8 protein-coding genes are annotated in these 15,838 nt (G+C 68.2%); all 8 read left to right on the plus strand.

All coding sequences use genetic code 11. The features are described from left to right. Nucleotides 1-79: 79 nt before the first annotated feature. Nucleotides 80-4,024 carry a type VII secretion protein EccCa gene (eccCa, locus tag J7E91_RS32180; protein WP_214910431.1) on the plus strand — a complete coding sequence of 1,315 codons (3,945 nt, stop codon included), beginning with the start codon at nucleotides 80-82 and terminating at the stop codon, nucleotides 4,022-4,024. Between the two features lie 163 nt (nucleotides 4,025-4,187). Continuing rightward, complete coding sequence (locus J7E91_RS32185; protein WP_214910433.1) at nucleotides 4,188-4,574, plus strand: hypothetical protein; 387 nt, start codon at nucleotides 4,188-4,190, stop codon at nucleotides 4,572-4,574. A 71-nt stretch (nucleotides 4,575-4,645) separates the two neighbouring features. Further along, nucleotides 4,646-4,930 carry a hypothetical protein gene (locus J7E91_RS32190; RefSeq protein ID WP_214910435.1) on the plus strand — a complete coding sequence of 95 codons (285 nt, stop codon included), beginning with the start codon at nucleotides 4,646-4,648 and terminating at the stop codon, nucleotides 4,928-4,930. Between the two features lie 207 nt (nucleotides 4,931-5,137). Continuing rightward, nucleotides 5,138-10,390 (plus strand): toxin glutamine deamidase domain-containing protein, encoded by a 5,253-nt coding sequence (locus tag J7E91_RS32195; protein WP_214910437.1) that lies wholly within the window; start codon nucleotides 5,138-5,140, stop codon nucleotides 10,388-10,390. Further along, a complete protein-coding gene (locus J7E91_RS32200) occupies nucleotides 10,368-11,225 on the plus strand; it encodes an immunity 49 family protein (RefSeq protein WP_214910438.1) in 858 nt (285 codons plus the stop codon). Before J7E91_RS32195 ends, J7E91_RS32200 begins: the two co-directional genes overlap by 23 nt. Before the next feature lie 38 nt (nucleotides 11,226-11,263). Next, nucleotides 11,264-11,593 carry a hypothetical protein gene (locus J7E91_RS32205; protein WP_214910439.1) on the plus strand — a complete coding sequence of 110 codons (330 nt, stop codon included), beginning with the start codon at nucleotides 11,264-11,266 and terminating at the stop codon, nucleotides 11,591-11,593. Nucleotides 11,594-11,656: 63 nt separating this feature from the next. Further along, nucleotides 11,657-13,570, plus strand: coding sequence for an ATP-binding protein (locus tag J7E91_RS32210; protein ID WP_214910440.1), 1,914 nt, complete (start codon nucleotides 11,657-11,659; stop codon nucleotides 13,568-13,570). A 600-nt stretch (nucleotides 13,571-14,170) separates the two neighbouring features. Then, nucleotides 14,171-15,835, plus strand: a complete 1,665-nt coding sequence (locus J7E91_RS32215) for an SUKH-4 family immunity protein (protein ID WP_214910441.1) — start codon at nucleotides 14,171-14,173, stop codon at nucleotides 15,833-15,835. Nucleotides 15,836-15,838 lie beyond the last annotated feature (3 nt).

Raw genomic sequence — 15,838 nt, forward strand, 5'->3', positions numbered from 1 at the left:
GCGTGCCTGCTCTTTGGGCCGGGGGTCCGGGGGTTGCACCCGGAAAAAGACACAGCAATCGCGAAGGATGAGTGCATCGGTGAGCGTCGTCATCATCAAACGGCAGCCGCGGATCCAGCCGCCTGCTGTCCCGGACGGCGAGGTGAAGCTGGAGACGCCGCCCGAGATTCCGCGGGAGGGTGACGACGGTGTGCTGATGAACCTGCTGCCGATGATGGGCATGCTGGGTTCTGTCGGCTTCTTCTTCATGCCGAACCTGCCTCCCTATATGCGGGTGGTGGGCGGGCTGATGCTCGCCTCGACCCTCGCCATGGGCATCGCCCAGTTCGCCAAGTCCCGGCAGGGCGGCGGCGCGGGGATGGCGCAGGACCGGCGTGACTACTTCCGCTATCTGGAGCAGGTCCGCAAGGACGTGCACAAGACCGCTGAACTGCAGCGGCGTACGCAGCTTTTCCAGCACCCGGACCCGGACCAGCTGTGGGCGCTGGCCGCGGACGGCAAGCGGCTGTGGGAACGGCGCCCGACCGACGCCGACTTCGCGTCCGTACGCATGGGGCTCGGCAGCCAGCAGCTGGCAACTCCGCTGGCGGCGCCGGAGACCGCGCCCAAGGAGGAGCTGGAGCCGCTGACGGCGGCGGCCATGAAGGCGTTCCTCGACGCGCACGGGAGTCTCGCCGATCTGCCGGTGTCGGTTTCGCTGCGCGCCTTCTATCACGTGGTACTGGCCGGGGACAGCGACACGGTCTACGGCAACGCCCGAGCGGCGATTGCCCAGCTCACGACGCTGCACTCGCCCGAGGACCTGATGGTCGCCGTGGTCGCGCACCCCTCCGCCGCCGTGGACTGGGACTGGATCAAGTGGCTGCCGCACAGCCAGCATCCGAAGGCCAAGGACGGAGCGGGCTCGGCCCGGCTGCTCTTCGACGACCTCGGTGAGCTGGAGGAGGCGCTGGAGGACCAGCTGGCCGACCGGCCGCGCTGGAACCGGGACGCGAACCCTGTCTACGACCAGCCGCACCTGATCGTGGTGCTCGACGGCGGCACCGTACCGCCGGACTCGGGACTCGCCGGCACGGAAGGTCTTCAGGGCGTCACCTTCCTGGAGATCGCCCCCGGGGAGCTCGAGGACGAGCTGCGGGGCAACCTGACGGCGTATCTGAAGCCGAACAAGCTTCAGCTGTACGTCGGCCACGACTCGGCGTACAGCGGCAAGCCGGATGTGCTGAGCCTCGCGCAGGCCGAGTCGCTCGCGCGACAGCTCGCCGCCTTCCGGGTCGGTACTGCGGAAGAGGGCGAACCTCTGCTGTCCAACCTCGACTTCACCGACCTCATGGGCATCGGCGACGCCGGCTCCATCGACGTCTCGCGCACCTGGCGTCCGCGCACGCTGCACGAGCGGCTGCGCGTACCGATCGGTGTCGGTGAGAACGGCGAGCCGGTCATGCTCGACCTCAAGGAGGCCTCGCAGGAGGGCATGGGCCCGCACGGCCTGTGTGTCGGAGCGACCGGTTCCGGTAAGTCCGAGGTGCTGCGTACGCTCGTACTCGGCCTCGCGGTGACGCACTCCTCGGAGACGCTGAACTTCATCCTCGCGGACTTCAAGGGTGGTGCGACCTTCGCCGGCATGGTGGACATGCCGCACACCGCGGCCGTCATCACCAACCTCGCGGACGACCTCACACTTGTCGACCGTATGCGCGACTCGATCATGGGTGAGATGCAGCGCCGCCAGGAGCTGCTGCGTACGGCGGGCAACTACGCCAACATCCACGACTACGAGAAGGCGCGGGCGGCCGGTGCCGCGCTCGAGCCGCTGGCTTCTCTGGTGATCGTGCTCGACGAGTTCTCCGAACTGCTCACCGCCAAGCCGGACTTCATCGACATGTTCATCCAGATCGGCCGCATCGGCCGCTCGCTGGGTGTGCATCTGCTGCTTGCCTCGCAGCGCCTGGAGGAGGGCAAGCTGCGCGGGCTCGACACCTATCTGTCGTACCGGATCGGTCTGCGTACGTTCTCCGCCGCCGAGTCGCGTACGGCGATCGGTGTCCCGGACGCGTACCACCTGCCGTCGATTCCCGGCTCCGGGTATCTGCGGTACGACACCGACACCATGGTCCGCTTCAAGGCGGCGTACGTGTCGGGGGCGTACCACGGTGAGGGTCCGTCGCGGGTGCACCGCTCGACTCAGCTGCGGCCCGCGCTCTTCACGGCGCAGCACGTGGCGCTGCCGCCGCAGCCGGTGATCGAGGAGCCGGAGGCCGACAACCGGATCGACGACGCGCTTGCCGACACCGTCCTGGACGTCATCGTCGCCAAGATGGAGAACCAGGGGCCGCCCGCCCACCAAGTGTGGCTGCCGCCGCTGGAGGAGGCGCCTTCGCTGGAGCAGCTCCTGCCGGCGCTGGCGGTCACGGCGGAGCGCGGTCTGACGGCGCCCGAGTACACCGCGCTCGGCCGGCTCAATGTGCCGGTCGGTCTGGTGGACAAGCCGTTCGAGCAGCGGCGCGACGTGCTGTACCGGGACTTCGCGGGTGGTGCGGGCCACGGTCTGTTCATCGGTGGTCCGCAGTCCGGCAAGTCGACTCTGCTGCGCACGCTCATCTCGTCGTTCGCGTTTACTCACACGCCGAGCGAAGTGCAGTTCTACTGCCTGGACTTCGGCGGTGGCGGTCTGATCGCGATGGAGGATCTGGCGCACGTCGGCGGGGTCGCGAACCGGCTCGACGGCGAGAAGGTCCGTCGTACGGTCAGCGAGGTCGAGGGCATCCTCAACGCGCGCGAGGAGTATTTCCGCGCGAACAACGTCGACTCGATCCAGACCTACAGGCAGCGGCGGGCGGCGGGGCTGCTGCCCGACCAGCCGTGGGGTGACGTCTTCCTCGTCATCGACGGGTGGGCGACCTTCAAGACGGACTACGAGATGCTCGAGGCGTCCATCACCGACATGGCGATGCGCGGGCTCGGCTTCGGCGTACACGTGATTCTGACGGCGAGCCGCTACACCGAGGTGCGGCCCGCGCTCAAGGACATGCTGCAGAACCGCATCGAGCTGCGGCTCGGTGACCCGACGGAGTCGGAGATCGACCGCAAGGTGGCACAGAACGTGCCCGCGTCCGTGCCGGGCCGTGGTGTGACCACGGACAAGCTGCACTTCATGACCGCGCTGCCGCGGGTCGACGGCTCTTCGGAGACGGAGGACCTGGCGGAGGCCACGGCCGTACTCATCCGGGGCATCAACGAGAACTGGCAGGGCAACCCGGCTCCGGCCGTGCGGCTGCTGCCGAGGATCATGGAGGCGGACCGGCTGCCGAAGGGCTTCGAGCACCCGGAGCGGGGTATCGCCTTCGGTATCGACGAGTCGGCGCTCGCGCCGGTCTTCATCGACTTCGAGACGGACCCGCACTTCATCGTGTTCGGTGAGAGCGAGTCGGGTAAGTCGGCGGTGCTGCGGCTGCTCATCAAGCAGATCACCGAGCGTTACACGCCGGACCAGGCAAAGATCGTCATGGGTGACTACCGGCGTGCGCACCTGGAGGCCGTACCGGAGTCGCACCTGTCGCGCTACTGCGCGTCGGCGCCCGCGCTGACGGAGACGCTGGAGGGCCTTGCCGGGTCGCTCAGCCGCCGGATGCCGGGGCCGGACGTCACGCCGGAGCAGCTTCGCAACCGGAGCTGGTACAACAGCCCGGACGCGTACGTCATCATCGACGACTACGACCTGGTGGCGACCGGCATGAACCCGCTGTCGCCTCTGGTGGAGTATCTGCCGTACGCCCGTGACGTGGGCCTGCACGTGATCATCGCGCGCTCGGCGGGCGGCGCGAGCCGGTCGCTGTACGAGCCGGTGATGCAGCGTCTGCGGGAGCTCGGGGCGCAGGGTCTGGTGATGTCCGGCGACCGGTCGGAGGGTGCGCTGCTCGGCAACATCTCTCCGTCGCAGCTGCCGCCGGGGCGTGGGTACTTCCACACGCGTCGGCGCAGTGGGCAGATGGTCCAGGTGGGCTGGCTGCCGTCGCGGTTCTGATCTCTGCTGCTGGTGGACACATGTGAGGGGCGGGCGCCGATGGGCGCCCGCCCCTCACGCTTGTCCCTCACGCCTGCCCTCACGCTTGTTTCCTTGGAAGCGGGGCGGCTGCGGCATTAGGCTGACGGTGCGACAGACGTGCGGATTACAGGGGGAAGTTGCAGTGGGGGACGACACGATGAGGGCCGATGCGTCGGTCCTCAAGGGCGAGGGCTTCCACATGTTCGAGGTGGGCCAGGACTTCGCCATCGCCGCGAAGGCGCTGTTCGAAGGCCTGAACGCCATCGAGAAGGGTTCGGGCAAGACGCCGCCGTGGGGCGACGACGAGATGGGCGAGTACTTCGGCGTGGTCTACGAAGGTCTGCGCGACGGCATGAAGGACTCGATGCCGAGCCTGGCGAAGCGGATCGCGGGTATGGGCATGAAGTTCACGGCGATGGGCGTGCGGCACGAGAAGCACGAGCAGGAAGAGGACGCGAAGTACGCGGCCCTCAGGGCGCAGCAGGATGCCGATGTCGGCTCGAAGGTGGACAACCTCAAGTCGGTCTGACGCACCTTGTGGCCGACGACCGGGCCGGCAAGTCCCCCACACAGGGCAGACGCGAGTCAGGCAAGGAACCCATGACCTCCGAGCAGGCTCTCGAGATCGTCCGCGGTCGCTACGCCCAGCCCATGCTGCCGGACGGCACACCAGCCCCCATGCACGTCCACGAATTCGACATCGGCTACCTGGTGTACGCGACTTTCCCCCCGACGACCGACGCGGCGGGCCGCCCCCGGCCATCCCCGCCCGGTGGGAGCAAGATCGTGGTGGCCAAGGACACCGGCGAGACCGTAACGGTCCCCAACTACCCGACCGACAAGGCCGTCGCCCTCTACCGCCGACAACACCAGCCGGACGCCTGAGAGGCCAGACGCTGCCGCCGCTACCAACGGCCGCACAGCCTGCTCGCGAGGCCGGTCAGTCTCGCAGCAGGGTTGTGACAGGAGCGGTCTGCAGCAACGCCGGTGATGGTTAGTAAGCTCAGGGCACGGCTGTACTTCGTGTGATTCTCCCGCCGTTGGGGGACGTTGTGCGGCAGTTGCCCATCGGGGGTGTGGCGCGCTGTGGCGATGATGTTGCCGGATGAGCTCGAGTGGGTCCTGAAGATGCTCGGCTACAACTGGCCGACAGCCAATGAGGATCTGCTCAGAGAATCCGCCAAGCTGTGGCGCAAGTTCGGGGACGACGCCCAGAAGCTGCGCCTGCGTGCCGACACCAGCGCCCGGACGGTGATCGCACACAACGCGGGCGAGTCCATCGACAAGTTCACCACGCACTACAAGAAGTTCTCCGACGGCGCCTCGGACGGCTACCTCGCCAACGCCGCCGAAGCCGCGTACATCTTGGCGAACACCTTCGAAGCCGCAGCCTATTTGGTGGCGTTCGCGAAGTACGCGGTCATCGTCCAGCTGATCGCGCTGGCCATCCAGATCGCCGCCGCCGCGGCCGCGTCCGTCGTCACCTTCGGCCTCTCCGCCGCCGCCGGGATGGCCGCCACCCAGGTCACCCGCGTCGCCGTACGACGCATCATCGACGCGCTCAAAGACGCGCTGATGCAGGCGATCATCGAGGCGATGAAAGAACCGGCTGTCTCGGCGGTCCAGGCTATGGTCACCGACCTCGTCACGCAGTCCGTGAACGTCGGCTTCGGCACCCAGGAGGGCTTCGACCTCGGCAAGACCGTCTCGGCCGGCGCCAAGGGCGGCTGGGAGGCCATCAAGCAAACCCCCCAGACGTTCGCCGAGGGCCTGCGCGACGGCCTCGGCAAGAAGGCCGGCAGCAGCGTCCGCGACTCCATCGACAGCGGCTACAACAGCAGCATGGACGCCTACAACAACCGCTCCAACCCCACTTCGGGCGACAACAGCGGCGACGGCGGCGGCAGCGACGGCAATGCGGGGAACACCAGCTCCTCGAACGGCTCCAACTCCTCGAACTCCTCGAACGCGAACGCGTCCGGCTCGAACTCCTCCTCGTCCAACCCGTCGAACTCGTCCAGTTCGTCGAACTCGTCGAACTCGTCGAACTCGTCGGATTCCTCGGGCTCCTCGGGCTCGTCCAGCTCGGACTCGTCGACGACCTCACGTTCGAACACCAACACGGGCAACACGAACATCGGCGGTGGCATATCGGCCGACGGCGACGGCCCCGCGGCCTACAGCGCACCCGATCTCGGAAGCCTCCCCAGCACCGACACAGGAAGCAGCACCCCGGACTCCACGCCCAGCACCCCGGACGCCGGGCAGAATCCTTCCTCCTCGAACTCGCCCTCCCGGCCGACGCTGTCGGACTTCGACGACCCCGCACCCAGCAATACGCCACCCTCCTCCCCCTCCCCGGACACCAGCAGCAACAACAACAACAGCACGCCCGGCACCGGCGACACCCGCGGCGGCTCCTCCTCCACCGGCGGACTCACCGCGCCCACCCCCCAGTCGGCCCCCACCCCGGCGTCCAGCGGCACACCGTCCTCCACGAGCAGCGGCGGCTCGATCAGTACCTCGATCGACAGCCTCGCCGCCAACATCCCGACCCAGTCCAACGCCGCCCCCACTCCCACCCCCACCACGCCCGACCCCACGACCGCGGCCGGCCCCCGCCCGGACGGCAACTCCTCCATGCCGACCTCGCCCACGCCGCCCGCCACAGCAGACGGCGCGGCAGGCGCACGTACCGGCACGAACACCACCCCAAGCGGCTCCCCGTCCGGTACGAGCCCCACCAGCCCCAACCCAACAGCCGCACCGCCCCGGACCCCCTCCACCACCCCAGGCATCCCCAACCCCACAGCACCGGGCCCGGTCTCCACCCCGAACCCGACACCTTCCACGCCCCCGCGCAGTACACCGACACCGTCGACGGACGGCCGTACTCCAGGGACACCGGACGGGCGCACACCGAACCCGAACCAGAACACGCCGGGCGGGGCGGGCACCCGCAATCCGGGACCGAACCAGAGCACGCCAGGCACGAGTGACAGCCGCCCCCCGAACCAGAACACGCCCGGCTCGACCGGCGGTCGGCCCCAGGGCCAGGCACCTACTACGCCGAGCGCATCGGATGGCCGCAGCCCCAACACAAACCAGAGCCCAAGCCCAACAACCCCGCACCAGGACCCGCGACAGCCGACCCCACCCAGGAACTCGCCCCCGACGGCAACGCCGAACACAGCCAACACACCCGGCTCCGGCTCCCCCGGGCGTACACCCGACACGGCGCCGACTCCGGCCGGCAACACACCGCACACGCCGCAACCGGGTGCGGCCAACTCCCCCACGCGACCTCACCAGCCGTCGGGCAGTTCGCCCCAGACGCCCCACACGCCCCACACGCCGCAGCAGCCCAGCAGCACCAACCCCGCCAAGCCGTCGAACACCCCGAACCAACAGCCGCAGCAACAGCAGCCTCAGGTGACTGCGGTACCGATCCACTCCATGGTCCCCGGCCCGAACGCCCCGTCCCAGGCGTCGAACCCCAATCCATCCGGCCCGCAGACACCAGGCTCGCCACAGGCGAATCCCGGCGCGCCCGACAAGCCAGAACCGCAGACGGACAGTCTCGAGGACATCCGCAACGACCTGGATCACGAGCCGGGAGGACTCACAGAGCCCGACCCTCAGGACCAGCAGCTGCTGGCGAATGCCGTGCCGCGGAATCCTGACGGCACTCCTCAGCGGTTCCCCGATCCGTTCGGCCCCTGGAGCCAGCTGCAGAACGACGGCGGCAACGAGGTACCGGGACGCAGCAACAACTGTGCCGACTGCTCCCGCTCATTCCTCGAAACCTGGCGCGGTAACCCGCAGGTCTCGGCCCCTCGTACCCTCGACACCGACGAGAACGGGAACCTGGATCCCTGGTCGCCGGAGAGCAGCGCGAACGAGAACCAGATCCGCTGGTCGGGTGCCCCGCACTCGTACGCCGGTGAAGGCAGCGACCCGGACACCGCCCAGCGCATCGCGGACGACCTCCTGCAGGCGGGGCACGGCGCGCACGCCATCGTCCAGGTCGACTGGCCCGGCGGAGGCGGCCACGCCTTCAATGCCGTCAACCACAACGGCCAAGTCGTCTGGATCGACACCCAGAGCGGCGAGGTCAGCCATGACCCGCTGCACATCCCCAATGCCGAGCACGTCTGGCACATCCCGATGGACCCGGACGGGAACCCGCTGCACCCCGCGGAGACGGACACCGGCGACTCCCAGAATCAGAACGACGAGTCTCAGGCGGACAACTCCGAGAACGCGGAGAACCCCGACAGCAACGGGCAGCCAGACGACAACACGCAGAACGACGCCTCGGGCGACACCCCGAAGCAGCAGACCAGCGGCAACGAACCGAGCACCGAATCGCCCACCACAGCGGATTCCACGACACCGGACCCGGACCCGGCGAACAGCAAGGCCGAAAACGAGGACGGCCAGACACCGCAGGCCCCCAGCACGCCTGACGGCCGCCAGACATCCCCGGACGACGGCAACTCGACGCAACCGCGACAGGCGGAGACCCCAGAGCCGGCCACCGAACAGAACCGCCCGTCCCCGTCCGAGACACCCGACACCAGGGACCAGCGGCAGCGGCCCACCCACACCACGCCCGACAACGCCGACACCGGCACGCCGGACAACATCTCGACACCGCCCCGGACCGCGACGGACTCGCCGAGCGACCCCACCACCAACCGGGACACGCCTCAGCAGACCACCACGCCCTCGGACCCGCGTACGTCCATTCCGCATCAGCAGACCACGGACCCGCGCACCACCGATCCTCGCACTGCGGATCCGCGTACCTCCGATCACCGCGCTTCGGAACCGCGTACGTCGGACCCGCATCGGGACACCCCGCCGCGGCCGGACCAGACAGGTCCCGATCCCCTGGAGCATCCGCGGTCGGAGACCCCGGACAAGGACCGGTCCGAGCTGCCGGACCAACCCCGGCCGAACGCCCCTGCCCCGGACCGGTCCGACAGCCACAACGACCTTCCGAGCGACATGAACAAGGACTCCGCGGTCCCCACGCGCGAGAGCCTTCCGAACGGCAAGAACGCCGATGCGGCCAACTACGTCAAGGAATCCGTCAACGGGAAGAAGCCGCTGTACGGCGACATCGCGCCCGAGAACCCGGCGCAGGACTCCCGGCCGACGAGTCCTGAGCATCCCTCCGGACCTGCGGAGCCCGCAGGCAGCACCCCTGACGGCAACCGCCAGCCAAGCGGTCGGCAGCGTGATCTGGACATGCTCGCGCGCGCCAATGCGGGAATGCGCGCGCGGGACAGAGGGGAGGAGTCGGCGGACCGAACCTGGTTCGAGAAGTACTACCACCCGAATAGCGGGTACCGCAGGAGCAGGACGAACCCGGCCGAGGACGGACGCCCCGTTCCTCAGCTGCATCCGACAAACGATCCCGAAAACCCGTGGATGCTGGCCAACGATGCGCCGGACGCCCCTGAGGAAACGTACATCGACGAGGGAGCAAGGACGGGAGAGCGGGAGAAGGGGATCTCCGAGGAGAACCAGAAGCGGCTCGACAAGGCCGCAAAGGCCCGCCAGGACGCAATCGACGCGGACCGGCAGCCGCACAAGGATCGGAAGGCAGCCAAGGACGCGTACGAAAAGAACAAAACGCCCGAGAACAAGGAAAAGTTTGATCAGGCGGACGCGACACACAGCCCGCTGCACGGGGAGATGACGCGGGCCAGTGAGGACTACGGCGAGCAGGTGGCCGAGTTCCACGCGATGCCCGAGCACTTCGGGGAGTACACCCGCATCGACGACCGGGCCACGGGTAACAACCGGTTCGACCAGATCTGGACGATCCCGGACAGCGATCCGCCCAAGTTCGTCGTCGTGGAGGCCAAGGGATCTCCGGACGCCGAGCTCGGCCAACGACGCGGCATACCATCGGAGGAGGGCTCCACCCCGGCCTCGTCGCCCGACAGTTCCGCCCCGGACCAGACCGATGGCGGGCAAAGCGACGACCAGGACAGTCAGGACGACCCACGTCCTGGTGTGCCAAAGGTCAGGCAGGGTACGCGCGAATACTTCGAGACGATCCTGCACGAGATGGAGCAGCGGTCGCAGAGGATCCTCGCCGACCCCAAGAAGAGCGAGGCTGAGAAGCTGGCCGCCGTGGAAGAGGCAAAGCTGGCACACGCTCTCGCCGCGGCTCTCGAGGACGACCCGTGCCGGGTCACCTACATACTCGTCAAGGGCAAGGCCGACAAGCAGGGCAACCACGACGGCTACGAGATGAAGCAGTTCGACACCAGGCCGCAAGCAGAGAAAGACAGAGAACGAAACAATGACCAGGATCCCGAGGCATAACGCGCGCTCCACCAGCCACGTAGAGCTCCAGCTGGAAATCGCGAACAGCGGATTCTGGCAGAAGGTCGGTTTTCTCAAGAAGAGTCCGTCCTGGTTCTCGAATGCTCTGGCAGGGGCCGTACAGCTGTTGAATCTGCGCTGCTCGGTGGATACCGAGGCGGACAAGGTAGAGACCTGGGAGGCCTGCGTCACTGCGATGCAGGTCGGGTCCGCCCTGTTCGCCTCGGCCCGCGCCACCACCGACACCATCGAATGCCGCATCGGTCACGAGGTGCGCACGATCCGCGCAGGCGCGCTGCCCCGGGCTCACGCGGGAAACTGGCTGACCGCGTTCTGGCTGGCCGCCGTCTGCCGCGAGAAGAAGCGCATGAGCGAGCTGTGCCAGTTCCCGGTCTCCCAGCTGCGGGAGTCCGGCGCCACCTTCGACGCGTACATCTACGACTGGGTGGAAGCACTCCAGGCGTACTGGCTCAACAAGCCGGAGTTCGGCGACAAGCTGGTGGCCGCGGTGGAGGGAACTGACCCCGACTCGTTGCAGCACGCCCCGCGCGACAGCGTCCTCAAGATCATGTATCCCCCCATGAACCTACTGACCCAGTTGGCCCGCGGTGACGAGGAAAAGTTCAACACCGAGCTCGCCAAAGCCCTCGAATGGCACAAGGACTACTGGACGCACAACGAGGATCGCGCCCTGGACGCCGAAGGGCTCACTGCCCTGGGCCCCCTCGCCGTCTCATGCCTCGCCCGTGACAAGGGTTTCACCATCACCGTCGAATCCGAGTACCTCCCCAAGTACCTCCTCGACGGCGGCTGGGTGAACGAGTTCCCCACGTAATCCTCCGTCCGCACTCTTCCTGCACAGATGAGGCCCTCATGGCGCCGGAAACCCCCGCTGCCCCACCCCCACACACCCCGCCCACCACCCCCGACCAGGCCCTGGCCATCGTCCGCAGCCGCTACGCCCAGCCCAAGCTGCCGGACGGCACGACCGCCGAGCTGAACGTCCACGAGTTCGACATCGGCTACCTGGTGTACGCGGTCTTCCCGCCGCGCACCGACGCCGCCGGCCGCCCACAGCCCTCCCCGCCAGGCGGAGCCAAGATCGTGGTCTCCAAAGAGACCGGCAAATCCGTCACCGTCCCCAACTACCCGATTGAGCAAGCCATCGCGCTCTATCGCAAGAACCTCGAACGCAACATCTAGTCGTCACCCGACGCCAGACAGCCAGCCTTCGCCCGTTACCCGGCACCCGCGAGGACCACACCCATGACCGCCCCGACCAACGGCTACGCGCCACATCCCCACATAGGCGGCCGCGTCGCCGTACTGCGCGCCCTCGCTGCCTGGCGGATGGAGTGGCCCGGAACGCCGCGCGTTATCGTCCTCACCGGCAGCCCGGGCAGCGGGCGTTCGCACCTGGTCACCGGGTTCCTCATGCTGTGCGACCCGGAGTTCCGCAAACGGCTTCCGCTGGCCGACCTCGACCCGTCGACCGTGCCGCCCGAGCTCCCCGCCCCCGCGGTGCCGAGCCCGGCAGGGCTCACCGCGGCGCAATTCGGGTGGCTGCTCGCAGAACATTACGGTCTGCAGGCCACGCGCATCGAGGACGTGTACGCCGAACTGGCCGCCCTCGACCGGACCGTGACCGTCGTCGTGCCGGACACCGACCTGGCAGGCCCCTTCCGAACCACAGGTGAGCCGGCCCGGCTCGTACAGGAAGCACTCAGACCTCTCGCCACGACGGAAACCGTCCGGCTCCTTGCCGACGTACCGCGTGAGCTCGCCGCGAGCCTCATTGAAGGGTTGCCGCCCGGCACCGCGCAGATCATCGACCTCGACGACCCTCGGTGGGCGGACCCCCAGGGTCTGGTGCTGCAGGCCGAGGCCCTGCTCAGCCCCGAGCACGGGGCGCCGGAGCTGCCGTTCACCACCGACCCTTTGACCCGGCGAACCCTCGCTGAGGCGATCGGGCGCCGCGCGGGGACCAGCCCGCTCACCGTGCAGCTGGCCGTCCAGAGCATCTTGGCAAGTCCAGCAGGCTTCGTACCCACAGACGAGAGCCAACTGCCAACATGCCTGGGCGAGGCACTCGATCTGCACGCACGCCGACTCCGAGCCGATCCCCAGACACTGCGCCAACTGCTCGCTCCCCTGGCCTTCGCCGAGGGGGACGGTCTGCCGGTCGAGCTGTGGGGGCGGCTCGTCAGCACCCTGGCCGGCAAGGACATGACCACGGCGATCTCGGGCAGTGCAGCGCTGGCCGGTCCGTTCGTACAGTCCCTTCAGACGGGCGCGAACAGCGAGCGCACGCTGCTCCAGCTCATCCACCCCGCCCTCGCCGAAGAGCTCCGCTCCAGTCTCCCCAACGTCCGGGCCGCACAGTCGCAGATCGCCGTGGCACTCCTGGAAGCCGTCCCCGGACAGGACTGGAGCAAGGCCGATCCCTACATACGTGACTACATCGCCGGCCACACTCTGGAAGCGGGGCTGCTGCCCCAACTTCTGACCGACCCGGGCTTGTTCGTGTACGCCGCCCCGATACCGCTGCGCGCAGCGGTCGAAGCCGTCCCGGTGGAGGAGCTCGGTGCACCGGGACGCACGTATCTGCGTATCGCCCCCCTGCTGACCCGCACGCAGGCGCCCACCCTGTCCCGCGCTGCGCTGCTGGAGAGCGCGTTCGTCGAGGACCAGCTTCCGGATTTCGCCGCGGCGGTGCACCGGCTCAACCTCGACCTGCCCTGGCAGACGCTGTGGAGCGTCCGCCTCCGCAACATCGGCGAAGTCACGATCGGCACGCTCCCACGCCCCGCAGAAGCGCCCACCCCTATCGCCGCTCTCTCGGTACCCACCGGCACCCCCGGCGCCTGCCCTGTGGCCGGGAACAGTGATTCCGCCCTGCTCATGCACAGCCTCGTACAGCCGACTCTCTTCAACGATCCGGGACCGGAACAGCTGCTGCGGCTGTCCGAACAGGACCGGGCAACCGCCCCGCTCACGCTCCTCCGAGGCACAGATCAGCTTCGTGTCTGGGACCGGTCACGCCAGACAGTCGTGGCTGCCCTGATCTCGGACTCCCCCTTCACCGGCGCCGACCTCTCCCCCGACGGCATCCTGGTCGCCGCGACAGAGCATGGGGCGAAGGCGCTGCGGATCCGGCAGCCGGCGCCGGCCACCTCGTAGTTCCGCGAACAACAAGGGGCAGGAATGACCACGCGAGTACGCCGTCACGAGGTGCCTGCCGACCGCGTTTCCAGCGTGCAAGCACTCATTCCTTCACCTGTATCACCGGAACAGGCCCTGGCTGAGCTGCTCGAGTGGCAGAACAGTGAAACTCGAGGGGTGGCTGAGCTGACCGGCCCCTCGGGCTCCGGGCGGACGCAGACACTGTTTCGGTTGCGCGAGGCCGTCCCCGGGACGGTTTTCGTGGATGCCACCGGTCTGACCTCTGAGGACCTCATCGAACGGGTCATGGAGGCAGCCGGACTCGACGTTCCACATGAGCGCCGTGCCGACTGGGGTTACGCCCTGCGAAACTCCTCGTTCAGCGGTGGCTTGGTCATCATCGCCAACGCCCAACGGGCAGGCCGCACACGACGCTCCTCGGAGCCTGACCGGATGGTGCACCGTTTCACAGTCGAACTGGCTGTTGCCGGCCGCTTGAAGGTGCTGATCGAGCGGGACGTGCCCGATACCAGAAGATCGCACAGGAACGTGGTGGTGACTCTTCGGCCGAGTACGGGCGCAAAGGCTGCGAAGGCCGTGGAGCAGCAGCTTTCCCAGATGGATGCTGACGCTCTGCGGGCGCTCGCCCTGGCCGAGGTGCGCCATACCCCGCTGGTCGTCTGGACAGCACTCGCCCGGGCCCTGGGATCGCATACGGGGCGCCCCATCGACGTCGCTGCGACGCTGCAGTCAGCGAGTGAGCTGCTCGAGGTGGATGCCACCGGCCGGGTCTCCTTCCGCGACGAAGTCATCGCTGAAGCCCTTCGCCGCACCACCGCCCCCGATGTCGTACGCGCAGTGAACCTGGAGTTCGTCGAGTGGCTGCGGAGCCAGCCCGTAGCGGAGCCAGCAGGCTGGTACCTGGCACGGGGGCTGGCCATGCATGCTGTACAGGCTGACCAGTTCGACTCCGTGCAGCGCTCCGGCCGCCTGGTGGCCCACCTCGACCAGGTCGCTCTGATCGACGCAGCCCACTGCCACGACCGCTACCGGGTCGACCCGGACTCCCCGGCCGGAGATGCGGTCAATCTGTGGATGTCCGGCGTCGATTCCCTGCCGCAAGGCGAATGGGCGTCCTGGCTGCATCTCATGAGCACCATGCGCGGCGACCTGGAGACCGCTGCCGACATCGCGGCTTGTGGGCAGCAACTCCCGTGGCGAGTACGTTGGGCACACTGGCGGCCGCCGGGCGCACTGAGCACGGCGTTCGTCCGGCCCGGCCCATTGGGAGACCCGATCGTCGCCCCTGAGGACTACTGCCCCGGGCGGCGTGCAGTGATCGCCCAAGGGCAATGGGACCAGCGGTACCGCGCCTGGGACGCCGAGACCGGCGAGGAGCTGGCCGGTCCCTGGCCGGATGCGGTGCCCGCACCAGGACAGCGGGAGACGCTGTGGCTCCCCGACATCGAACGCGACGTCACACCTACCTGGGACGACCTGACCGTGTTCGACTCCTTGGGACCGCCCTTTGTCTCGGAGCAGGTGGCGTTGGGCGACCTTGTGGTGGTGACGGGGCTCGGCGGCATCTTCGCCGTCGAACCCCAGGACTCCGCTGCCGCACCAGAGCTCAGCAGAGTGCACGGCGAGCCGATTTTCGAGGATCACGGCTTTGTTCCCGCCCTGCACAGCAGGACGCCGCACCCCCGGGGCGCGTACGACGCCGACCTCTTCGAACCAGGTGTTGTACGTCGCCTGCCTACCCACCGGCTACCCGAGGGGGTGACGGACGCCGAGGCCCGCCGGGTCCTCACCGACATCGGCCTACCCGCCTTCGAGGGCGTCGAGATGCAGATTGCGGCCCTGGACGAGCAGGGCCTGCCCGAAGTGGACATGGCCGACCTGCCAGCAGAGGCCCTCCCCGGGGCGTACTACAAGATCGGTGTGTGGGTGACCAGCGACATGGTCCTGCACGGCCCTACCGGGCAGGTCCTTCTCCTGGACGCGGACGCCTGGAGTAACACCGAGGACGACTTCGACGACTACTTCGACGACGAGTCCGGCGACGAAGTACAGGGCAGCAAGGCCGTGTGGATCGCCAGCAGTCTGGCCGCGTTCATCGACCTGCTCCAGTACTACGTCATGGGTCGGTGCATGCTGGCAGCATCGGGCAGCCGCCTCGAACGCGCGGCGGTCAGAGACGACTTGGCGGACACGCTGCCCGACCTCGACCCGGCAGGCACAACCGCAGGCATCTGGACCGCGGCCTTCCAGGCAACCGACTGACCA

This window comes from Streptomyces sp. ISL-99, assembly GCF_018614005.1.
GTDB lineage: Bacteria > Actinomycetota > Actinomycetes > Streptomycetales > Streptomycetaceae > Streptomyces > Streptomyces flavidovirens.